The sequence below is a fragment of the uncultured Cytophaga sp. genome (assembly GCF_937863595.1).
Classification (GTDB): domain Bacteria; phylum Bacteroidota; class Bacteroidia; order Cytophagales; family Cytophagaceae; genus Cytophaga.
The window spans coordinates 1-23846 of record NZ_CALMGQ010000036.1; the positions used below are offsets into that span (position 1 = coordinate 1).

19 protein-coding genes are annotated in these 23846 nt (G+C 35.5%); 12 read left to right on the forward strand and 7 right to left on the reverse strand.

Features of this window, described 5'->3' with window-relative positions:
- The first annotated feature begins 141 nt into the window (after positions 1 to 141).
- The 6 genes from Q0543_RS02815 to Q0543_RS02840 all read left to right on the forward strand — a co-directional run bounded on the left by Q0543_RS02815 (position 142) and on the right by Q0543_RS02840 (position 5101).
- Positions 142 to 480, forward strand: coding sequence for a P-II family nitrogen regulator (locus tag Q0543_RS02815; protein WP_299248812.1), 339 nt, complete (start codon positions 142 to 144; stop codon positions 478 to 480).
- Between the two features lie 59 nt (positions 481 to 539).
- A complete protein-coding gene (amt, locus tag Q0543_RS02820; protein WP_299248815.1) occupies positions 540 to 1943 on the forward strand; it encodes an ammonium transporter in 1404 nt (467 codons plus the stop codon).
- Positions 1944 to 2111: 168 nt separating this feature from the next.
- The gene (locus Q0543_RS02825; RefSeq protein ID WP_299248818.1) at positions 2112 to 3008 is read left to right on the forward strand and encodes a hypothetical protein; all 897 of its coding nucleotides are present in this window, start codon (positions 2112 to 2114) and stop codon (positions 3006 to 3008) included.
- An 85-nt stretch (positions 3009 to 3093) separates the two neighbouring features.
- Positions 3094 to 4023 (forward strand): DUF6089 family protein, encoded by a 930-nt coding sequence (locus Q0543_RS02830; protein ID WP_299248821.1) that lies wholly within the window; start codon positions 3094 to 3096, stop codon positions 4021 to 4023.
- Positions 4024 to 4500: 477 nt separating this feature from the next.
- A complete protein-coding gene (locus Q0543_RS02835) occupies positions 4501 to 4692 on the forward strand; it encodes a hypothetical protein (protein ID WP_299248824.1) in 192 nt (63 codons plus the stop codon).
- A 175-nt stretch (positions 4693 to 4867) separates the two neighbouring features.
- The gene (locus Q0543_RS02840; RefSeq protein WP_299248827.1) at positions 4868 to 5101 is read left to right on the forward strand and encodes a hypothetical protein; all 234 of its coding nucleotides are present in this window, start codon (positions 4868 to 4870) and stop codon (positions 5099 to 5101) included.
- 384 nt (positions 5102 to 5485) lie between these two features.
- Here the strand turns inward: Q0543_RS02840 and Q0543_RS02845 are convergent, their stop codons facing one another.
- The 7 genes from Q0543_RS02845 to Q0543_RS02875 all read right to left on the reverse strand — a co-directional run bounded on the left by Q0543_RS02845 (position 5486) and on the right by Q0543_RS02875 (position 15658).
- A complete protein-coding gene (locus tag Q0543_RS02845) occupies positions 5486 to 7108 on the reverse strand; it encodes a hypothetical protein (RefSeq protein ID WP_299248830.1) in 1623 nt (540 codons plus the stop codon).
- A complete protein-coding gene (locus Q0543_RS02850) occupies positions 7098 to 8501 on the reverse strand; it encodes an undecaprenyl-phosphate glucose phosphotransferase (RefSeq protein WP_299248833.1) in 1404 nt (467 codons plus the stop codon). The genes Q0543_RS02845 and Q0543_RS02850 overlap by 11 nt, the downstream gene beginning before the upstream one ends.
- Before the next feature lie 61 nt (positions 8502 to 8562).
- Positions 8563 to 10746, reverse strand: a complete 2184-nt coding sequence (locus Q0543_RS02855) for a T9SS type A sorting domain-containing protein (protein WP_299248836.1) — start codon at positions 10744 to 10746, stop codon at positions 8563 to 8565.
- A 36-nt stretch (positions 10747 to 10782) separates the two neighbouring features.
- The gene (locus Q0543_RS02860) at positions 10783 to 11559 is read right to left on the reverse strand and encodes a PASTA domain-containing protein (RefSeq protein ID WP_299248839.1); all 777 of its coding nucleotides are present in this window, start codon (positions 11557 to 11559) and stop codon (positions 10783 to 10785) included.
- A 1-nt stretch (position 11560) separates the two neighbouring features.
- Entirely contained in the window at positions 11561 to 14254 is a 2694-nt protein-coding gene (locus tag Q0543_RS02865; protein ID WP_299248842.1) for a D-alanine--D-alanine ligase, read from the reverse strand.
- Between the two features lie 42 nt (positions 14255 to 14296).
- The gene (locus tag Q0543_RS02870) at positions 14297 to 14551 is read right to left on the reverse strand and encodes a NifU family protein (protein WP_299248844.1); all 255 of its coding nucleotides are present in this window, start codon (positions 14549 to 14551) and stop codon (positions 14297 to 14299) included.
- Positions 14552 to 14554: 3 nt separating this feature from the next.
- Positions 14555 to 15658, reverse strand: coding sequence for an Mrp/NBP35 family ATP-binding protein (locus Q0543_RS02875; RefSeq protein ID WP_299248857.1), 1104 nt, complete (start codon positions 15656 to 15658; stop codon positions 14555 to 14557).
- 459 nt (positions 15659 to 16117) lie between these two features.
- Between Q0543_RS02875 and dnaG the strand changes: the two genes are divergently transcribed.
- Genes dnaG through surE form a run of 6 tightly spaced genes read left to right on the forward strand, consistent with a single transcriptional unit; the run spans position 16118 to position 23672 of the window.
- Positions 16118 to 18079 (forward strand): DNA primase, encoded by a 1962-nt coding sequence (dnaG, locus tag Q0543_RS02880; RefSeq protein ID WP_299248845.1) that lies wholly within the window; start codon positions 16118 to 16120, stop codon positions 18077 to 18079.
- Positions 18080 to 18111: 32 nt separating this feature from the next.
- Positions 18112 to 19236 (forward strand): glycosyltransferase family 1 protein, encoded by a 1125-nt coding sequence (locus Q0543_RS02885; protein ID WP_299248847.1) that lies wholly within the window; start codon positions 18112 to 18114, stop codon positions 19234 to 19236.
- Between the two features lie 6 nt (positions 19237 to 19242).
- Positions 19243 to 20448, forward strand: coding sequence for a glycosyltransferase family 4 protein (locus tag Q0543_RS02890; protein WP_299248850.1), 1206 nt, complete (start codon positions 19243 to 19245; stop codon positions 20446 to 20448).
- Positions 20449 to 20461: 13 nt separating this feature from the next.
- Positions 20462 to 21652: a glycosyltransferase gene (locus Q0543_RS02895; protein WP_299248853.1), complete on the forward strand. Its 1191-nt coding sequence runs from the start codon at positions 20462 to 20464 to the stop codon at positions 21650 to 21652.
- 2 nt (positions 21653 to 21654) lie between these two features.
- A complete protein-coding gene (locus Q0543_RS02900) occupies positions 21655 to 22884 on the forward strand; it encodes a bifunctional 3,4-dihydroxy-2-butanone-4-phosphate synthase/GTP cyclohydrolase II (RefSeq protein WP_299248860.1) in 1230 nt (409 codons plus the stop codon).
- Between the two features lie 5 nt (positions 22885 to 22889).
- Positions 22890 to 23672 carry a 5'/3'-nucleotidase SurE gene (gene surE, locus Q0543_RS02905; RefSeq protein ID WP_299248855.1) on the forward strand — a complete coding sequence of 261 codons (783 nt, stop codon included), beginning with the start codon at positions 22890 to 22892 and terminating at the stop codon, positions 23670 to 23672.
- The last annotated feature ends 174 nt before the right edge of the window (positions 23673 to 23846 follow it).

The following is a 23846-nucleotide window of genomic DNA, read 5'->3' on the forward strand; positions in this document are numbered from 1 at the left end:
TTATATAAATATTAGAAGTTTTTTTGAAGAAATGGATAAATATATATTATAAGATTAGTACAATTTAAATGGAATTGATAAGTTCGTTCATCAGATTAAACGAACCTCATTTGATACAAGTAAGAACCAAAAGAAACGAACATGAAAAAAATCGAAGCTATTATCCGAACGTCAAAATTTCTAGAATTGAAAGAAGCGCTCCATAAGATGGGTATTCAATTTTTCACTTATTCAGATGTGAAAGGTGTTGGTCATCAAGTAACCGAAAAAGCATCTTACAGAGGTGTGCAATATGACTTGGGTTACATCGCCAGAACCCAATTAGAAATCATCGTAAGCGAAAAAGTAGACGAGGTTATTAATTGCATTGTAGATACCTGTAAGACAGGTGAACTTGGAGATGGAAAAATCTTTGTCTCTAACATCGAAGAATGTGTACGTATTCGTACCGGCGAACGTGGTGTACCCGCACTACAATAAAACCGAATAACAAAAAAAAAACTCCCTTTTATCAATTTATCACAAAACGAAATTAAATTATGGCTATTTCAATAATAGACACCTTTGAGACTGTAGCGCCTGTACTGGTAGATTCCATCAAGGCAGCTTCAGCAATGGCAATAGACACACTTGCATCGAAGTCATCATTAGCATCAACAGATGCAGCAGTTTCTGCGAATAGTTTGACAGTAAACAATGTGTGGATGATGTTGTGTACCGCATTGGTATTTATCATGCATCTTGGTTTTGCAACCGTTGAATCGGGTTTGGCTCGTTCAAAAAATACAGTAAACATTCTTTTTAAAAATACCCTTACGCCAGGCTTGGGTTTGATTATCTTTTGCTTGTGGGGGTTTAATTTAATGTATCCAGGAACAGACTATGCAGGAGGTTTCTTCGGTTTTGCTGGATTTGGATTAGAAGCACCAATAGCGGAAGGTTCCTTAGATTTGAGTTACAATGGTGGTTATACGTATTGGACTGATTTTTTATTCCAAGCAATGTTTGCAGCAACAGCAGCAACCATCGTTTCTGGCGCAGTAGCGGAGCGTATTAAATTAACAAGTTATATTGCCTTTACTTTTGTAATCGTTGGCTTTATTTATCCCGTAGTTGGTATGTGGAAATGGGGCGGTGGCTGGTTGAATTCAATTGGAGGTGATTTGCCTGCATTTTATGATTTCGCAGGATCTACTATTGTACATAGTTTAGGTGGTTGGGCTGCTTTGGCAGGTGTAATTGTACTTGGTCCACGTATTGGGAAATTTGTAGATGGTAAAATCAATCCCATTCCAGGTCATAGTATTCCATTAGCAACAATCGGTGTGTTTTTATTATGGTTGGGTTGGTTTGGATTTAACGGAGGTTCAGTATTATCAGCAGACCCTGGTTTGACTTCACTTGTTTTGGTTACTACGTGTTTGGCAGCTGCCGCTGGAGCAATAGGTGCTTTTATTACTTCCGCAACCTATTTAAAAACACTCGATTTATCTATGGTGTTGAATGGTGTTTTAGGTGGTTTAGTAGGGATTACTGCTGGAGCAGATGTTATGAGTCCTATGGAAGCAATTTTAATTGGCTTGATCTGTGGTTCAGCAGTAGTGTTTGCTGTTGTATTCTTTGATAAAATCAGAGTGGATGATCCAGTAGGCGCTACTTCAGTACACTTGGTTTGCGGAGTATTGGGTACATTATTTGTTGGGATATTTGGAGATAAGGGCTTTGGTGGATCTGCTGAAGGAGCTGGTATGTCTCAATTAATAGCTCAATTAATAGGTATTGGAGCTACAGCTGCGTTCGTATTTCCAATTTCTTACCTTGTTTTTACTCTAATTTCCAAAACAATGGGATTACGAGTTACTGCAAAAGAAGAAATCGAAGGTTTGGATATTGCCGAACATGGAATGAAAGCATATAATATTGATATGAATAAAGAATATTGATATAATAAGTGGTTATAATGCAAAACTTACAGATAATGTACGTTTTGCATTATAATTTTTCAATATTTGGAACAAACAAACAAGTTATTTTTGTAACTTTCGGCATTCATATACTAATATCTGTATGTTTATGTAAATAATTATACAGTGTTTGATTCAACTATCATTATGTTAAAATCAGTTTTTATTTCAACACTTTTTTTATTTTTAAGTGTTCTAGCTATTGATGTAGCTGCTCAAGATCATAAGAAGATTTACCATGGCAAATATCATAAAGGCAAATCCCTTTCTAGTATTTCCTTCAAAGGAATTTCTAAAAATGAGTTGATCACACTCTATCTTGCAGGTGGAGTATCAAGCTATAATGGAGATTTGTCCGGCAATATATTTAGCCGTACGTATCGACCGCAAATTGGGGGGGGCATTATGTTGCGAACTTTGTATTTAGGAAAGCGATTGAATTTGAGAGTGGATGTTCGCTCATTTAGATTGGGTTCCAACGATGTGCACGAAAGCAGAAATTTAAATTTCAGATCTACAAACTGGGAGTTTTTAGCATTGGGGCAAGTTGATCTTTTTCCCTATGAAAAATTAATGCGTAGAAGAACCAAAATAAATCCGTATGCATATGGAGGTATTGGCTTAATGACATACGATCCATGGGGACAACAATCTAATGGTAAGTGGACTCAATTAAGACCGCTTGAAACAGAACATGTAAAATATGGGAATGTTGCTTTTGTTTATACAGGTGGTGTCGGTTTTAAATACACATATAATTACCGTTGGAGTTGTATGTTTGAAGCAGGGTATCGTTTTACAACAACCGACTATATTGATGATGTAAGTGGACCGAACTATCCTGCAGGGAATTCTTTTAGTAATCCCAAATCTGCTTACATGTCTAACAAGTCAAATAAACCAAACCCAACGTCTGTAAAAACGGGTAGAGGTGGGCCCCAATACAAGGATGGCTATGCAATTGTTTCCTTAGGGTTGACGTATACATTTACCAAACACAATACACGTAGAACTACAAATAAGGGTCAGTTGTTGCGTAAATAATCCACATAATTACCAATAAATAAGCATGGATTAGTTATAATTAACTTGAATGCCTATTTTCGTACATATTATCTAAATTATTATCATGAGATTTCCGAATCTTTCAATACTGTTTCTAATCTTTAGTCTTGTTTTTGCAGTTACTTCAAATGCTCAAACAAGACGTCTTTACAAAGGCCAAAATCATAGAGGCACGTCTCCGCGGAACATTTCCTTAAAGGGGATTTCAAAAAACGAATTGATAAGTGTTTTTGCTACTACAGGATATGCCACATACTACGGCGATTTATGTAATGGTATTGATTGTTTTAAATTTAGACCACAATTTGGTATAGGCGGCTTATTAAGGACTAATTATCTAGGGAAACGCTTAAATATTAGAGCAGATGTGCGCTATTTTAGATTGTATTCGGATGATTTTTATAAATATAGAAATTTAAATTTCAGGTCCTCAAACTGGGAGTTTGTGGTTTCTGGACAATTTGATTTCTTCCCCTACGAAAAAATGATGCGTAGAAGACCAAAAATTAATCCCTATATATATGCTGGAATTGGTTTGATGACATATAACCCTTATGGGAAAGCGGCAGATGGTACATGGAAACAGTTGCGCCCCTTAGAAACAGAGCATACAAAATATGGTAGTGTTGCTTTCTTATATACTGCTGGTTTTGGTTTGAAATTTAAATACAGCTATAGATGGAGTTTTATGGCTGAAGGTGGGTATCGATATACCATGACCGATCATATTGATGATGTGAGTGCTGCAAATTATGCGGATGCAAGTTCATTTACAAATCAGCAAGCTGCGCAGATGTCTAATAAATCTACAAATTTTCAATATGTAAATCCTTCAAGTCCAGGATATAATCCACTTTATAATACGCCCAAAGATTATAGAGGGAATCCTAAAAACAACGACGGATATTTTATATTTTCAGTAGGTGTTGTATATCACTTCACGAAAAATAATAAACCTAAATTCCATAACGACAAAACATTGTTGCGTAAATAATAACGCACTATTCTTGATATATTTAAATGCATGGCTATTTTTTAGTCATGCATTTTTTGTGCGTATAAAATGGAATAGAGATTTTATATCATTTGTGTCAATGCCGTTTAGTTAGAGATTGAAGTTGCTGTGCCCTATTAATAAAGGTGTCAGACGAACTGATAAAGTGATCTGGCGACTGCTTAAAAGGAGGGCAATTGTTCACGATAACGTTAGCGAAACTATATTGTCAATTATGTGCTTATTTTACAAGTAGTCTTAATATAATAAAATACGAAACGTAGATAAAAGATCTAAGCATTCATGTGTATGCCGTATGCAGAAATGAAATTGATTTTTGCCTCATTTTTTATCATTATTCCATTGCGGATAAAATCATAATTTATGACAATCAATCAACGGATGGTTCAAGAGAATTTATACGAGGCCAAGCCAAAGCCACACGTTGTGATTTTAATAGTATGGGTGTATTAAGAGATGATATACATCGGGATTAAAAATTCTGTTTGGAAAGAAAGTAAAGGAATAGCAGATTGGGTGATTGTTTCGGATCTATATGAATTGATTTACCATCCTGATTTAGTAACATTTTTAACTAAAAGTAAAAAGGAATACATTTCAATATCCGCTTTAAAAGGATGTAATATGTTTTCTGAAACATATCCCTGAACAAATGACTTAATAATAAATCAAGCACGAGATGGTGCTTATGCTATTCGATTTTCTAAAAAAAATATTCTTTTCGACCCAAACACAGATTGAAGAAATGCATTAGGCGCAAGGTGGACATACGATCGATCCTGAAGGCGATGTTTGTTATGGAGTTTACGATGGATTGAAGTTATTGCATTATAAATATATTGAAGCGATAGAACACGTACAAAAGAAGTGGGATCGGACTGGTGTTGAAATAAGCGAGATTAATGTAAAAAACTCTTGGGGTGTAGAACGGAAAAATAGTGTAGAAATACGTAAAAGATATAAATATGTTAAACGTAAAGCAGAACGAGTAATACATAACAACAAGTTGTCGATTCAACGCATTATTGATTGGGTCAAAAGAGATCGAAATCCCTAAATATAATGCAATGCCGTTTAGATAAGATAAGATAAGAGGATAATGGCACACAACATGTATTTAATTTGAACAGTCGTCAGAACACTGCGAAAATGGGATAATCAGCGCTCTAATTCTTAGCTAAACGACATTGATATATAATGTGTATTTTTTTAATGTATTTTAATCTGCACTTTTAATTCGGTAAGGTTTTGCCTTGAATATTAGCTTTTTCTTAAACCTCTTCATGTATTTAAACTTAGTACCTAAAGAGGAGTTCTTAAAACCTTATAATCTGTAACGTAGACGTATTAGCTACAACCTACAATCTTATACCGACAACCTACAACCTTATACCTACAACCTATTACCTATTACATCAAGCCTGTAATCTAATAGGCTATTCTAAAAATCGTAATACTTATTAAATAAGGCTGTCTTGAAGCTAAATCCGATAATCTTATCAAGCTCTTTGGTATCAACAGTTGTTTGTGATCTATAGGTGAAAGATAGTTCTAAACGCATATTTACAGCTGGATTGATGATGTATGCAGCGGTAAGCGTATTGTAAATCATTGTTGTTTTATAGCCTTGTGTGATTTGTGTTCCTTGATAGTATATTGGATATTGGTGTATGTCTGCAAAAATATTATGACCAAAGTTTGTTGCAGATGTTTTATCTGCCCCGTAGGTAGTATAAACCAAACGATTTGAAAAGGACCATCTTTTTGTATTGTAATCTATTATCCCAATCCATTCTATAAAATTTGCATTTTGAGGATGTGCGAGTGATTGTCCGTAGTGGGTATAATTTTGTAAGGCGAGTCTGTGGGAGTATGTATACGGCATTACATAATTAAACTCGCCTTGTATGGCTAAACCTTTTATTTTTGCAATATCAAAGTAGCGTGCCCCCAATTGAAATCCATATTTTTGAGGATATTTTGAGCCTTTCTTTTTTAGCTCAGCAAACTTTAAATCATCTAAAATTACTTGTCCATAGGTGTATAAATTATGGAGTATTTGATATTTTAAGTTTATTCCCATAAGGGCATTGTCTGCCGATCCGTTATAAAACTCGGTAGGTCTTAAAAAGATAACGGGGTTTAAGTATGCCCAATCGTAGCCTCGGCTTCCTCCTACAGAATCTTGGGATTGCCAAATAATGGATTCAAACAAACCAAACTCCAACGATTTGTTTACTTTCCAACTTAAATAGTGTGTTGTAGAATATTTTTTAGGATATCCTCTTCCTAAGACCGCAGGTGCAGGAATTCGGATATCTTGAAATTGCTCGTATAATATCATGTATTTTACGTGCCAGAAAGAAGTTTGAATTTTTAAAAAAGGATTGTTGGTAGCATTGTCTGATCGTAAAAGAGAACGATAACCATTGCCAATAAAGTTTTTATCTTGCCCAAATTGAACGGTTAAAAAACGGCTCGGAGCATAGCAGACATACCCAAAAGGAATTCCGAAGTCTTGGCCTTTATCTCCTTTAAATGTTTTTGTTCCACCTTGTCCGGGTACAACTAAGTTGCTATCCACAAAACGATTTATATAATCAGGGAAACTTGCTTGGTTTTCATAAAAGCCTGTATAAAAGGAGAATTTTGTTCCAAAATCTCCATAGATTAAAACGCCACGGGTATTTCTGTAATATTGTCTTTTTTTACTGGGGTCGTATTGCAATTCTAAATCAAAAAGTGGGGTAGCTCTTATTGATACGATCCCTGAATCAATCGGAAGTAGGTAATTATTAGCAAAATTACCAGCAACTCTATTTACAAAGTTATTGCGCTTGATGTTGTATTTTATTCCATTTCGCAAACTGTCTTGATTGTACAAGCCCTTTGTTTCATTGATAAAATAAGGCTGAATGGAGGTATGTAAATTATTCTCTTTTGAATGAATGGAGGCTTCTTCACTTAATAGGTATTGTCTTTCTAAGGGACTAAATCTACTTTGACCAAAACCGAAAAAACTTACTGATAATAAGAAGAAAGTACTAACTATTTTAAAATGCATTTTTATCACCTTTAATCATGGAGTAAACCGTCATGAATATAATCTGTATGTCGAGTAAAAAAGTCCAATTTTCAATGTACCACAAATCGTATCGTACACGTTTCATCATATATCTTGGATGAGATGTAGCACCTCTGAACCCATTGACTTGCGCCCAACCTGTTATACCTGGCTTGATTAAATGACGCACCATAAATTTATCAATAATGGCAGAGTAATCCGCTGTATGCTGAAGCATGTGTGGTCTTGGGCCTACAACCGACATGTTACCAATGAGTACATTGAAAAACTGAGGTAATTCGTCTAAATTTGATTTACGCAAGAATTTACCTATTAAAGTAATCCGAGTGTCATTTTTTATTGCTTGTACTTTGTCTGAATCTTTGTTAACAGACATACTTCTGAATTTGTAGCAATCAAATTCTGCATTGTTGCGGCCGCTTCTTTTTTGAATGAAAAAGATAGGTCCTGGCGAGCTGAGTTTAATCGCAATTGCTAATAAGGGAAATAACCAGCTACATATAAAAATCAATACAAATAAGGAAAAGCTTATGTCAAACAGGCGTTTCAACATTCTGCTAAAAATGTTTTCTAAGGGTTCTTTGCGAATATTTAAAACAGGAACATTGTCGTAAAATTCTAAGTCTACTTTCTTATTTAAGAAGCCTCTAAAATCGGGTACTAGATGAATACGAATTAAGTTATTGTCTCCATATTCGATGATGGAGCGTATTTTTTTTGAAGAGGTAAATGGCAGGGTGCAAAAAATTTCATCTATTTTATATTTACCTTCACAAATATTTCTTAAAGCATCAACACCACCCAGTACTAGTTCTTTGTGTTTTACATGGTTTATTGCGTCATCTAAAAAACCAATAAAACGGTATCCTGAATTGTCTTTGGAAATGACATAGCGCATTACTTGTAAGCCAACAGGGCCTGCACCAATAATCAATACATTTCTAAAATTGGAACCTTTTTTTCTGTACCAATTTAATAAGTATATAAATGCCAACCTCCAAATTAAAACACTTATTCCTAATATGAAGTAGGTAATCAATAACATTTCTCTTGAATAGATTGCTTCTTTTAAAGCACCCATAAAAGTGAAAATAATTAATAGGTGAAGTGAAATGATTTTAATTAAATTCCAAACGACCAATTCTAATTTCCGTCTGCGTACAGTAGAGAAAACATAAATATTAAACGTAAAAGCTAAAATAATCCAGGTCATATTAAATATAATATGCAAGGTTATATAATGATCTTTTATTTGATTAAATGGAAGGGTTTGGTCTGAAGCCAAATAACCCATAAAAAAAGCAGCATTTAATAGGGTTAGATCTCCTAAAAATTGTATCAACCATAAAAACTTGCTGTATCTTGAATTCATAGAAATCTTACTAGAAAGTAAAATTACAAAAAGTAATTACACAATTCTGTATTGAGAGTGTTTATTTTTGAATAATGAGTCTTTTTGCTTCTTTATAATTCCCTTTAGAAAGAATAACTATATAGAGCCCATTAACAAGTGCGTCTGTAGAAATCTGAGTCGTATTTTGTACGTTTTTCTCAAACAACAACAAACCACTAATGTCATAGACTGATATATATTCTGGTTCACCCGTAAAAAGTAACTCTGCTTGAGCTGGATTTGGGAAAATAGTGAATCCTATTTGTTCTTCCGATTGATTGGGTTTAATGCTCGTAATCACTTCGTGTTGCCCAAATACGGGGCGTATCATCAGGGATCCTGTTTCTTTATTATAATTAGAGAATGGCTCCCAGTTGATATTATCCAAACTAACGTAGATGTCATCTATATGGTCGTTATTTCTATCGTAGCCTATAAACAGGGGGTCTATTACATTCTGTGTGAAACCAAATAGATAGGTTTTGTCTTTTGACAATACGAGTGGTGCGTATAACTGATAGCGTACAAATCCATTGATATTTGTACTGTATTGTATCCCTATTTTTTGATTCAGAAGAAGTTTTAATATGGGGGTTGGTTTTGTTGGGTCTGTTGGATTTGAACCTTTTTCCCAAACATTCATGAATATTTCAGTATTGCTCATGTCTGGTCCGCTGTTGCGCAGAAAACAGAAATCCATATTTGTTAAGGTGTCGGTTTTTAAAATTGTAATCGCATGTGCCAGTTTTATTCCTCCAGGGTTTGTCGTATAAACAGTTGACTCTGGAATGTAGTCGTCGTAGGAATAATAATCAGAAAAGACTGTTTCTACCGCAGCAAAATTATTAAAAGAAAGGTTGTAGCGATCTGTAGTATCCGCTTGTGCAAAAGAAAATTCTTCTTTTAATACATACGGCGCTGTCATTAAACTCGTCGGGATTGAATCTGAAAAAGTTTCAATATAATTTTGGGTCGACGGTATGGAACTGTTTGTTTTTGAGCTGATATTATTATAAAAATTATCTTTGATAACATGGTAATGATCAATACTTATTTCTGGAGATCCAAAAAGGCCATTTCTAATAAGCATGTAGGCTGAATCGACTTTTTGGGCTTGAATGTCTGTTAAGGATAAACCGTTGATGTGTTTATACGGTATGGATGTATAGTTTTTTAAACACCCTTGATTTGTATTTATAATCAGGATGTCTTTAAGAGAATCTTTAGCAGTTCTGTTTGTATCTATGTAAATATAATCTACATTCCAAACATTATATCTGCCATACAATACCCCATACGATTGAAAGCGAAACTGAAACCCTTTGTGTAAATAGATGGTATCTTTTATTGGAATCGTTACTTTTATAAAGGTATCTACGGTTGTAGTACCCCCAGTCTGTCTCCACACTTCATTCCATTTAGGATTGTTTTTTGTAGAGTCTTTGAATTGCAAGGATAAAAATTCATTTTGAAGTGGAGTATTCCCTAAACTTTTGGATTGCCAATAAAAACTTAAATAAATAGAATCTTTTCGTTTGTTTGAAGCCAAATTGATTGGGAGCGAGGTAAGCTTATCTGCATATCCTTTAGTTGTTCCTGTTGAATAGGGGAAGCCTTTGTAATTGGCTCCATCAAAACTTGCTACCCCAATGTTTATGGGTTTTGTAGCCATGGTATTGTTTATATATGTACCACCATTTTCATCAACAAAATACAAAGGGTTGGGTGTTGCACTGTATAAAGGAACTCCGAGTGGTATCCAATTGGTGGATCGCATTATATCACTTGGATTTACATATGTTGGAGTTGAAAATGTTTTATCATTAAATAATTGAATGGTGTATTTGTCAATAACAATCACATAGCGTGTTCCATTTATTGCGTTTGAGTTAGACGGATTTGTAGTGACAGTACTAAATACACGTATGCTGTCGCCAGTAGTTAATCCGTGCAGCATTAAATATGTTAATCGATACACTAATTCTACGCCTGGTGTAGTTGCAAACGTGTCAACCGTAATTTTTTCTAATGGAACATACGACCCAGAAAAATCTTCGATAAAGGGTAATTTTAAGGTGTCGTCTTGAGTAAGTGCAGTCGTACGAAGTTGCGCGTTCTCTGAATAGCCCACGGAGTATTGACTCAAAGGAGCCAATCCAACTTGTGCAAGAGTAGAATACGACAATAGAATTGAAAATAGCTGAAAAAAGTGTTTCAATTTCATGCGTTCTTAAGATTGGTTGTTACGTTAGTATAGAATTTATTTTGCATCTAGACCCGTAGAGCCAGCATACCAAATATCTATCATATCACCAGAACGAAGTTTTACGCCTGTTTGGTATGTGGGTTTTTGTTTTGTAACACTATTATCCGATACTTTTGCGGAAGGATCTTCTATGGTTAAGCCAACTACTAAACCCATACTTTGTATAATTGATTTCGCTTCGTCTAAGCTCATACCCACTAAATTGGGTACTTCAACTTCGATATCTCCTCTACCAGAACCAACTAATAAATCTACTTTAGTACCTTTTGGTATGGCATCACCTGCTTTAATATTATTTCCATTAATAGATTGTCCCAATACAACATTATTTGGATTGGGTGTTGTTGAGATCTTTCCCAGTACTAAACCTAAACTTTTTAATTGCATTTCTGCACCACGTTGAGAGTTGTCTATCAAATTGGGCATACTCACACTTGGTGGATTTAACGCAGATATGCTCAAATAAATACGTCTGTTTTCTTTTACTTCGCTACCTGGCAAGGGATGTTGTGTTAGCACAGTAAATGGTTTGATGTCTGCCTTAAACGTTGAATCGCTTATCTCATAACGCAAGCCTTTTTCATCCAATATTTTTTTTGTTTGCTCAATTGACAACCCTTCTAGTTTTGGCACACTTATATATTCTCCGTGTTTGGTAAGTGTTGGTAAATACCAGTTAAAGAAAATCAATATTAGACCGATAAAAATGCTGACGATGATTGCTAAATGAATCAATACATCTTTAAATGAATCTGCTTTAAATAATTTCATATTAGATACGTGCTAATTTTTTTGTTGCTCTTTGTATGCCAAAGGTTAATATTTGATCGATGAAGTCGTATGGCTTATACCCATTGATTGCTGTCTGATGGAAGATACAGGTTGCAGGAGTCATGCCTGGTAACGAGTTTACTTCTATAATAATTGTTTCGGAGGTATTGTCTTCAAATACTCGAACAAAGGCATCGATACGTGCATAGCCTTGGATGTTCAATATTTTCGCTACTTCTTTTAAGGTATTTCGGACCTTCGTAGCAACCACTTCATATTCTTCTTTGTTTGAAGTGTACCGAGCTGGTGTGATGTTTTGACCTTCGCCAGCTAAGAATTTTTCTTCTAAGGACAATACATCTCCATTTGCAAGTGCTTCGGATGGCTCAAATATTTCATATTCCAATTCTCCTGCATCTGTGTAACGCGTCAATAATCCGCCGGTTACTTCAATGAAGTGTTTCGCATTTCCTTTTGATATAAGATCTTCAATTAAGAAGTATTCTTTTTGAGGGAATTCTTCTTTGTACTTTAATTGTAAAATCTGCGCGCTTTTAGAACCTTGAATTGCTTCTTCACCAAACATCAGTTGTATGTAAGCTCTTAGTTCATCTCTGCTTTTTATTTTCTTTACTGCAGAACTACAACCATCATCTGAAGGTTTTGCTATAATCGGATAGTTGAAACCAGATTCAATCGTTGTCAATAAATTCTCACCTTCTGATTGCCATTCTTTTTTCAAAACCATGCGATGATTGGCAACAGCGATTCCGTGTTCTCTTAAAATACGATTGGTTTCAAACTTATTAATAGTTATTTGAGAACTTTCAATATCCGAACCATTATAGGGTATATTATATTTTTCTAACTCTTTCTGCATGCTGCCATCTTCGCCTGGTCTGCCATGTAGTGCGATAAATACACCATCTGCCATTTCAGAAAGTTCTTTGTAAGTTATTTCCTTCGGATCTTTTATGGCATTGTTTACATATCTATTGGTAATGGATTCTGTTTCTTTTGCAATGTTTACTAAGATGGGATGATGTCCCTTAAAACCAATTACTTTTTCGCGTATATCGTCTGCGTTATCTTTTAATAAGATGTTGATGGGCAATACAAATAACCGATGTTGTTCATCGCTACCCGTTAAGAATACTGGGATTGGTTGATACTTTGAACTCGAAGAAAGTTTTTCAAATATATTCCGACCGCTTTCAACGGAGATATGTCTTTCGGAAGAATATCCGCCCATAACAACTGCAATACGAATCTTCTCTTTGGTCGAATTTTTTTGTTCCGCAATAGAAGCATCTAAATTACTTAATAGGGCTTTATTTTTAAAACTGCGCTTACCTTCTTTGATGCGTTCTTGCAAAGAAGTACGTATGATGTAGGTTAAGAACTGAGAGGGGTTTAAGCCAATTTCTGCTGCTTGATGAAAGAAGAACGAAGAGGGCATCATACCTGATGTGGTATTCGGATCATTTAAGATAACCGCACCATCTTTTGTAATGAATCCATCGATGCGTGCATACACATTAAAATGTAAGGCTTTATAAAGTCGGCAGCATTCGCTTCGGATCAATTCTACTTGTTGCGCTGGAATGTCGATAGGTGTTACCTTACGTGCCATACCTGGCAAATATTTGGATCTGTAATCAAAGAAATCATTTCCTTTTACAATACCTGTTGGAGGTAATGCAATTGGGTTTCCTACTTCATCTTGAATAACGATACATGAAAACTCTTCGCCGTCAATAAACGATTCAACGATGATTTCTTCTTCATTGTCTATACTTTCTAATAAAACAGTATCCGTATTTTTAAGTACTGTATCTAAATGCGTTAACAACGCTTCGGGATGATAAAATTCTGTTTTATGTTGAATGTCGATAACGGGCATACCAATACCTTCACGGATGTCGGTAAGTGTTGCAACCCATTTTACTTTTTCAGCAATAGACTTGGCATTCCATTCTTTCGCATGAATTTCTTGTAAGAAGAAACTTCTATTAATTGCTTGACGTAATTTTTCTGAGTTACGTTCGCTTACTACTGAAATCCCAATGGAAGATCCTTGCGAAGGTGCTTTTACAACAAACGGAAAACCAACGGCCTTTTCAAAACGTGATAACAATTCAGAAGTATCTGCACCGGTAAGCCAATCATTTTTCTTATATATAATATACTTAGGTCCTTTGAAATTAGACTGCTCAAGTAATTTCTTTTGTGTGTGTTTGTTAATCCCAATAGCGGAAGGCAATATTCCTGAACCTGAGTAAGGGATGTTGTTCCAATCTAAAATGCCTTGTATGGCGCCATCTTCTCCGTATGGTCCATGTAACGCTAGGAATGCAAAATCTATGAGTTCTTTTAAATCAGAAGGATCTATTTTTTTTCCTATTTTTTGAATGATGGCTTCACGCGCTTCTTTTGTAAGCGCACCAAGGGATTCAATGTAAACCTGGAAACCGTGTTCGCTTTTTGGTAGGAAATCAAAGGGGGGGTAAAAATCACGAATGGTTCCTTTGTAAATGTATTGCCAGTCTAACAAAATGAATTGACCTAAGCTATCAATAAAGATGGGTACAGTTGTAAATATATCTTTATTTAAATTGTCGTAAACAGTCCTTCCTCCAGCAAAGGAAATTTCTCTTTCTCTTGATTGTCCACCAAAGATGATTCCTATTCTCATGAATCTTAAACTTCTGTCTGTTAAAAATTAATAAAACCGCAATTAAGAGTTAATTGCATAAACGCCACGTATTTCTGGCACTGCTTTGCGAATAGATTCTTCAACCCCAGCTTTCAAGGTCATTGCAGACATCGGACATGTACCGCAATTGCCAAGAAGTTCTAATTTTACAATCATATCTTCTGTTATTTCAACAATGCGTACATTTCCGCCATCTGTAATTAGATAGGGTCTAATAGTATCCAATGCGTCTTCAACACGTTGAAGTAATTCAGTATTCTCAGTTGTAGTGCTCACGTTTTATACTTTAATGTCTACTTTTTTTGTTTCTGCTAAGGATGCGTTTCGTATCGCTACTTGTTGAGCCACGGTTTCAGCAAGTAGTTTAAATGCTATTGCACTGATTTCATCTTGATTGATGATGGCAGGTTTACCCATATCACCACTCTCACGAATACTTTGTACAATCGGGATTTGTCCTAATAATGGAACATCGAATTTTTCTGCTAATTTCTTACCACCATCTTGTCCGAATATGTAGTATTTGTTATTTGGGAGTTCTGCAGGAGTAAACCATGCCATGTTTTCAATAATTCCTAAAATTGGAACATTTACTTGCGGCTGACGGAACATTTGCAATCCTCTTGTAGCATCCGCTAACGCTACTTTTTGCGGTGTTGTAATCACTATTGCTCCAGTAACGGGAACGGTTTGTACCAAGGTTAAGTGGATGTCACTTGTGCCTGGAGGCATGTCAAATAATAAATAGTCCAATTCGCCCCAATCACAATCACTGATGAATTGTCTTAAAGCAGAACTAGCCATTGGACCTCTCCATACTACAGCACTTTCAGGATCGGATAAAAAACCAATCGAAATAAGTTTAACGCCGTATTGTTCTATTGGTATGATCGTTGGTTTTCCGGATTCATTTTCAATCACATTTGGTCGAACATCTTCCACATCAAACATGGTTGGAATAGATGGACCTGAAATATCTGCATCAATAATACCTACTTTTGCACCCGATTTTGCAAGCGCTACAGCTAGGTTTGCAGTGATGGTTGATTTACCTACACCACCTTTGCCCGAAGATACGGCAATAATATTTTTAACGCCAGGTAAAATAGGACCTGAATTGAAACGACCTGTAGTTACATCAGCAGTCATGTTTACGGTAACAACTGCATCTGCAGCAACCAATTCGTGTATTGCTGCGGTACACGATTTACGTATAACTTCTTTAAGAGGACAAGCAGGAGTAGTAAGTACAACTGTAAATGAGATGTTTTTTCCATCTACTAGGATGTCTTTTATCATGTTTAACGTTACCAAATCCTTTTTTAAATCCGGTTCTGGTACGGTTCTAAGCGCTTCTAAAACGTTTTCTTGTGTTATAGACATGTTATTAACAGGTATTTTAGGCAATTTAATCATTTTACTTACTAGAAACTAGTTTTTTGAGCCTCTAAATAGCTTTTTATTGACGGTTCTTAAACTGTAGTACAAACAGGTTTGTATGCTTACAAGTTCCATATTTATTGGTCTTCAGCTTGTAGTGTGGTTTGCTATAAATCCTTTTTTGAATAAATGTGCATAAGTCTTCGTGCTGGGTGGGTAATAAACACGTATCTAAGATTCAATTCTGCCTAATAAACAGGAACTTTGCGAAATTGACATGGATCAAACTATTTATATTGGAAATCTGTTATGGGCGTGTTTAATGTTGAGCTGTTCTTCAACGCTCGGAACATAAATGATGATTGGTCGAAAAGACACAATCACGTGGTCCGTTCTGTAAATCAACTGAACGAAACAATCCAATTCATAATTCATACCTCATAATTCATAATTAAAAAAGACGTGCGCTTAACAAGAGAAACCATAGATCAAATTCAGCAATCCATCGATGTAGTCGAGGTGATTGGCGATTTTGTGACTCTTAAGCGCAAAGGCCATTATTATTCGGGTTGCTGTCCTTTTCACAATGAAAAAACACCTTCATTTACAGTAACCCCTTCCAAAGGAATTTACAAATGTTTTGGTTGCGGTAAAGGTGGCGATGCGATTCAATTTATTATGGAGCATGAAGGCTCTTCTTATGTTGAAGCAATGGCCTATATGGCTAAGAAATACAACATCGAAATCAAAGAAGAAGAGCTCTCTGAAGAACAAAATGTTGAGCAAAGTGAAAAGGATTCCATGTTGGTTGTTACCAATTATGCGAGTCAATATTATATCGATCAATTATGGAATTCCGAAGATGGAAAATCCATTGGATTAAGTTATTTTAAAGAGCGTGGTTTTAGAGATGAAACCATCAAGAAATTCGAACTTGGTTTTAGTCACGATCAATGGGATGGTTTTACTAAAGATGCGGTAGCAAAGGGATACAAGACAGAATTCCTTACCAAAACAGGTTTAAGCATTGAGCGGGACAATGCAAACGACAGTAGTGAAAAGAAATTTTTTGACCGCTTTCGAGGTCGTGTTATGTTCCCCATACACAATGTTGCAGGAAGGGTTATTGCCTTTGGTGCTCGTATTTTAAAAATAGATAAAACACAAGCAAAATATTTAAATTCTACAGAGTCTGTAGTATATCATAAAAGTAAAGTTTTATACGGCTTATATCAGGCCAAACAAGCCATTCGAAAAGAAGAAGAATGTCTGCTTGTTGAAGGATATACCGACGTTGTTTCTCTGCATCAATCGGGTGTAGAACATGTTGTTGCATCGAGTGGAACTTCCCTAACGGAAGATCAAATTAAACTCATAAAACGCTATACCCCTAATATTACTATTTTATATGATGGTGACTCGGCTGGAATAAAAGCAGCACTTCGCGGAGTAGATTTAATTTTGCAACAAGATATGAATGTATCTATTGTGGTTTTTCCTGAAGGGGAAGATCCGGATAGTTACGTGCAAAAAATTGGGCCAACAGCATTTAAAGAATATATAAAAACCACGAAGCGTGATTTTATATCTTTTAAAACAGCTATTAGTTTAAAGGAAGTTGGCAGCGACCCCATAAAACGAGCAGAGGTAATTAAAGACATCGTTGAGAGTATTGCTAAAGTACCAGATGCAATTAAACGCTCTGTTTTTTTTAGAGAGTGCAGTAAGTTACTAGAGATTGATGAACAAATATTAATTTCTGAATACAATAAAAAAGCCATTCAAAAAGGGCAACAAGAGGCTAAGAAGTGGGAAAATGACAGAAATGCGTTTTCTCAAGTCCCAGAAATTCCAGAACTTGAATTACCCGATTTAGTTGTAAAATTAAGCTTAGAGGAAGAAGCGTTAAAGATGCATGAACGCGAAATGATGCGTTATCTCTTAAACTTTGCTTCATCAACAATGGAGCAGGAAATGCCCTTGTCGGATTACTTAATTCATGAATTACAAGATGTTGAATTTAAAAATCCAGCGTATGATTATATCATTAAGCACATTATAGAAATTCGTTTGCGCGGAGAACAGGTATTGCATACCTTCTTCTTGCAGCAAGATCAGCCTCAATATGTGCGCGATGCCACAATTGATCTGTTGTCAACGAAGTTTCATGTCAGCGAAAATTGGGGGAAATTTCAAATAGATGTTCCAAAAGAAATAGATGTTCTAAACACTGTGGTACCTAAGACCGTATTAAGGTTAAAACGTGTTGTACTTAAATGTATGATTCGAGAAAATATGAAAGAAATCGAACGCATTCAGAGTCAATCGAGCGAAGAAGCATTATTGCAATTGCTCCAAGTGGCAATGCAATTAAAGGTTATTTCTAAAGATATCGATAAGACGCTTGGTATTGTAGTAGGCTAATTGTAATTTAAAGGATTAAACACAATAAAAGTTTGAATATTGCTGTAAATACACGTTTGTTATTGGACGATCGATTAGAAGGAATCGGTTGGTTTACTTATGAAACATTGAAACGTATTACCGAACAACATCCGGAACATACTTTTCATTTTTTCTTTGATAGGCCTTACCATGAAAAATTTGTGTTTGGCAAAAATGTTATTCCTCACGTATTGTTTCCTCAATCTAGACATCCATTTTTATGGTATGTATTTTTTGAATGGAGTATTCCATTTATGTTGCGTAAAGTTAAAGCCGATGCGTTCATTTCTACAGATGGGTACCTTTCAAAATCTACAAAAGTTAAGACCTTAAACGTTATTCACGATATTAATTTTGAACACAGACCTCAAGATTTACCTAAAGGGATAGTGCGTTATTATAAAAGAAATATGCCTAAGTTTGCTCGGAAGGCAGCAAGGGTTGTTACCGTTTCTGAGTTTTCGAAACAAGATATTTCTACTGTTTATAAAATACCTGCAGATAAAATTGATGTTGTATACAATGGTTGCAACTCTTTATTTGTACCCGTAGCAGAAGCGGATCAAATTAAAATTCGTTATAAGTATTCTTCTGGCAGACCCTTTTTCCTATATATTGGATCCATGCATCCGAGGAAAAATATCCTAAATTTGATGCGCGCATTTGATGTTTTCAAAAAGACATCAAATTGTGATATGAAGCTATTATTGATTGGCAAATCTATGTGGGGTAATAAAGATATTCAATCTTTGTATCATACATTAATTTACAGACACGACATACATTTTTTAGGGCACATTCATACACCAGAATTAGCGAAGATATTAGGTTCCGCGTATGCGCTAACCTTTGTTCCCTATTTTGAAGGATTTGGTATTCCTTTATTAGAAGCGATGAACTGCGAAGTACCTATCATTACTTCCAATACTACTTCATTGCCAGAAGTAGCTGGTAAAGCCGCAGTACTTGTTAATCCTGAATCGGTAGATGGGATAGCAACAGCGATGTTGCAATTGTATAAAGTGCCACATATAAAAGAACAAATCCTATTGGAAGCAAAAATACAACGACAAAAATTTTCGTGGGACAAAACAGCTACCTTGCTTTGGGAAAGCTTTGAAAAGATGATGCGTTAATTTTTCATGAGTGCTTCACTTCGAGTTTTACAAATAACCAATCGCGTTCCATATCCCTTAAATGATGGAGGAACTATTGCCACCTATAATGTTACCTATTATTTAAATAAAGCGGGTCATAAGGTAACAATGGCCTCTCTCAATACTAAAAAACATTTTCAAAATCCAGCAGCCTTAGCTGATATTGCAGAAATACATGCGTGTACATTGGATACGAGTATTTCTCCGATAGGCCTTCTTAAAGGCGTTTTTGAACACATGCCGTATAACGTAAAACGTTTTGAGTCGAAGGCATTTCATCAGCTCTTAACAGAGTTACTAAGTAAACATACGTTCGATGTGATACAAGTAGAAGGGAGTTATATGGCTCTCTATGTCTCTACACTTAAAAAACACAGCAAAGCTAAAATACTTCTGCGTTCTCATAATATTGAACACGAAATATGGGTGCGCATGGCACAAAATGAAGGCAATCCATTAAAAAAGTGGTACTTCAACATGCTTTCTTCAAAAATTAAGAAATTTGAAGACAACAGCATGCATTTTTTTGATGCTGTAGTTGCCATTACAGATAGAGATGCTGCGTACTACCAACAAGCAGGTTTTAAGGGGAAACTTCAAGTCATAAATGCAGGTGCAAATTTAGATGTATTTCTTCCCGATGTTGAAAATGAGATACCCATGAGTATGTGTTTTCTTGCAGGCTTAGATTGGATGCCCAATAGACAAGGCTTAGATTGGTTTTTAGCAGAAATATGGCCAACATTATCAAAGAAATACCCCACCTTAACACTTCACATTGCGGGCAAAGCAATGCCCGAGGAATATTATAAACTGCAGACAAATCAGTTGATTGTTCATGGTACGGTGCTTGATGCGGTAGATTACCTTCAAAAGTATGAGATTTTCATCGTACCTTTGTTATCTGGTGGAGGCATGCGTCTAAAAGTAGTGGAAGGAATGGCATTGGCTAAGTGCATCGTTTCTACTTCAATTGGTGCTGAAGGCATTGCTTATACACCCATGCAGAATATCGTAATAGCGGATACGCCTTCGGAGTGGATAGAGAAGATTTCATACGTGATAGAAAATCCAACCATCAGAAAAGAAATCGGGCAACAAGCGCATCTGCTTTCACTACAAAAATATAATTGGAAAAACTTAGTCGATTCTTTTGTAATAATTTACAATCAATTACTTAAAGCCGACTAAATATAATTGCTTCATGATTCCTTCTTACGTATTAGTACTTTTGGAAATTGCATTTTGGTTTTCATGTTTCTTGGTGATTCAGACATATGTAATCTTCCCAAAGGTATTGGATTTTTTTGCACGTGATAAAAGACAAAATCAGTGTATTTGGGCATTACACGATGAAGAGCTTCCGCATGTTGATATTTTATTGGCAGTCTACAATGAAGAAGCCGTTATTGAAAAGAAACTTCAATCTATTTTCGATACCAATTACCCGCTCACACATCTTCATGTCTATATAGGTTCAGATGCTTCTACAGATAATACAAATGCAATCATTCAAAAATATCAAAAAGAATTCCCCTGTATTAAGTTAACCATCTTTGAACGTTCTGGAAAAAGTCAAATAATTAATGCCTTATCTAGAATGTCTACATCACCTGTTATTGTGTGTACCGATGCGAATGTGTATTTTGAATTAGACACGCTGTATCATTTAGTAAAGCATTATAAAGAACCGTCTATTGGCATGATTGGCGGAAATATTCTAAATCCAGATTTTAAGAAAACAGGTATTTCTTTTCAAGAAAAAAAATATTTAGAACGAGAAAATCGAATGAAATATTTAGAAGGAATTTCCATGGGTGCTATGATTGGCGCATTTGGCGGTTGCTTTTCCATTCGACGGAACCTTTTTATTGAAGTTCCACAAAATTGGTTGGTGGATGATTTTTATATTGGCATGCAAGTATTGCGTCAAGGTAAAAAAACGATCAACGAATTGAGTGCTATTTGTACGGAAGACGTCTCTAATAAAATGATGGAAGAGTTTCGTAGAAAAGTACGCATCTCGGCTGGCAATTTTCAAAACCTATTCGAATTCTCAGATTTGATGCTCCCAACAAAAGGAGGGATTGCATTTTGTTTCATTTCGCATAAAGTGATACGTTGGATTACACCATTTTTATTAATCTTTATATGTATGCTGAACTTAATACTCTACAAATATGGTTTTATATACAAACTCGCTCTTTATGGGCAGGTAGCATTGCTGGCAAGTATTGTATTGGATCATTTTATTCGATCCTTTGGAATACATGTAAAACTACTTCGATTTATAACCCATTTTTATTCTATGAATGTAGCCTTGTTTGTTGGCTTTATTCGATATGTAATGGGTATTAAAACGAGTTTATGGAAACCCACAGAACGAAATCAATAAGTATGGAACAGATAAAATTAGATTCAATTGAAGATGCAATTGAAGCAATCCGTAAGGGTGAGGTGATTATTGTTGTGGATGATGAGGATCGTGAGAACGAAGGCGACTTTATATGCGCGGCAGAATCTGTCACACCTGAGATTATAAATTTTATGTCTAAAGAAGGACGAGGTTTAATTTGCGCACCAATTTCTGAAGCACGTTGCAAAGAATTGAAATTAGATTTAATGGTTGGTAGCAATACTGCTACACATGAAACCCCGTTTACCGTTTCCGTTGATTTATTGGGAGATGGTTGCACAACAGGGATTTCAGCATCCGACCGTTCTAAAACGATTCAAGCATTAGTCAACCCGAATACCAAACCAGAAGATTTAGGTAGACCAGGTCATATATTCCCTTTGAAAGCCAAAGATGAAGGCGTATTAAGAAGAGTGGGGCATACAGAAGCTGCTGTAGATTTAGCTCGTTTAGCTGGCTTCAAACCTGCAGGCGTACTGATTGAAATCATGAGCGAAGACGGTAGTATGGCACGTTTACCAGAGCTGAAACAAATTGCCACAAAATTTAATTTGAAATTAATATCAATTAAGGATTTAATTGAATATCGGTTAACGCACGAAAGCCTTGTAAAAAGAGAGATTGGCGTGGACATGCCTACAAACCTAGGTGATTTTGATTTGATTGCTTTTAGAGAAATAAGCACAGACGAAATACATTTAGCCTTAATTAAAGGTACATGGGAGAAAGATGAACCTGTATTGGTTCGTGTACACTCTTCTTGTGTTACAGGTGATATATTCGGCTCCTGCAGATGTGACTGTGGTGCGCAATTACATGCGGCTATGGAAATGATCGAAAAAGAAGGTAAAGGAGTAATTCTTTATATGAATCAAGAGGGCAGAGGTATTGGTTTGCTTAATAAATTAAAAGCATACAAACTTCAAGAGCAAGGAAGAGATACGGTTGAAGCAAATTTAGAATTGGGTTTCAAAATGGATCAACGCGATTATGGAACAGGCGCTCAAATTTTGCGTGACTTGCAAATATCTAAATTGCGCTTGATTACAAATAACCCTGTGAAACGTGCTGCACTAGCTGGTTACGGACTTGAAATTACAGAATCGGTTGCAATTGAAATTGCTTCGAACCCTCATAATATTAAATATCTGCAAACAAAACGCGATAAAATGGGGCACAACATATTAAAAAAAGACGATACGCAAAAATAAAATATATGTCAAAGCCTTTAATACTTGTATGCAATGATGATGGAATTTTTTCCCTTGGTATACGGACATTAATTGAAGTTATGTCTGAATTGGGAGAGGTTGTAGTAGTCGCACCGGATTCTCCTCAATCTGGAATGGGCCATGCAATCACTATAGGTAACACCCTTCGGTTAGAATCGAGTGATTTATTTCCCGGTATTGTTGCCTACGAATGTTCTGGCACACCTGCGGATTGCATTAAATTAGCCAAACACCATGTATTAAAAGGCCGTAAACCAGATTTAGTTGTAAGCGGAATCAATCACGGCAGCAATTCATCTATCAGTGTATTGTATTCAGGCACTATGTCTGCTGCTATTGAAGGCGCATTGGAAGGTTTACCTGCAATTGGTTTTTCATTGTGTGATTATGGTTCGCATGCAGACTTCTCACATACTAAAAAATATATCAAACAGATTGCTACGGAGGTGTTAACAAATGGCTTACCAAAAGGAATTACTTTAAATGTTAATTTTCCTCCAATAGATAAAGCACCATTAAAAGGGATTAAAATTTGCAGACAAGCGCTTGCGCGTTGGGAAGAAAAATTTGATGAACGCGTTGATCCCAATGGTAGACGATATTTTTGGATGGCTGGGAATTTTGAAAATAAAGATGCGGGAGAAGATACAGATGAATGGGCGTTGGCAAATGGCTATGTTTCTGTAGTACCTTGCACCTATGATTTAACTGCCCATCAATTAATGGGTCAATTAAACAGAGAGTGGAAATTTCTTCAAGAGGAATAGGTAAAGAATATGTTTTAAATTCGGAAAGGGATGGTTGTTATAAAACAGCTATCCCTTTTTTATTTTATCTAATTGGTATTTTTAATTAATTGTATTATTTTAATATATCTCATTAATTTAATAATAGGATAATTCAAATAATTAAATTTACCTTCGATAAATCATAAATAATTA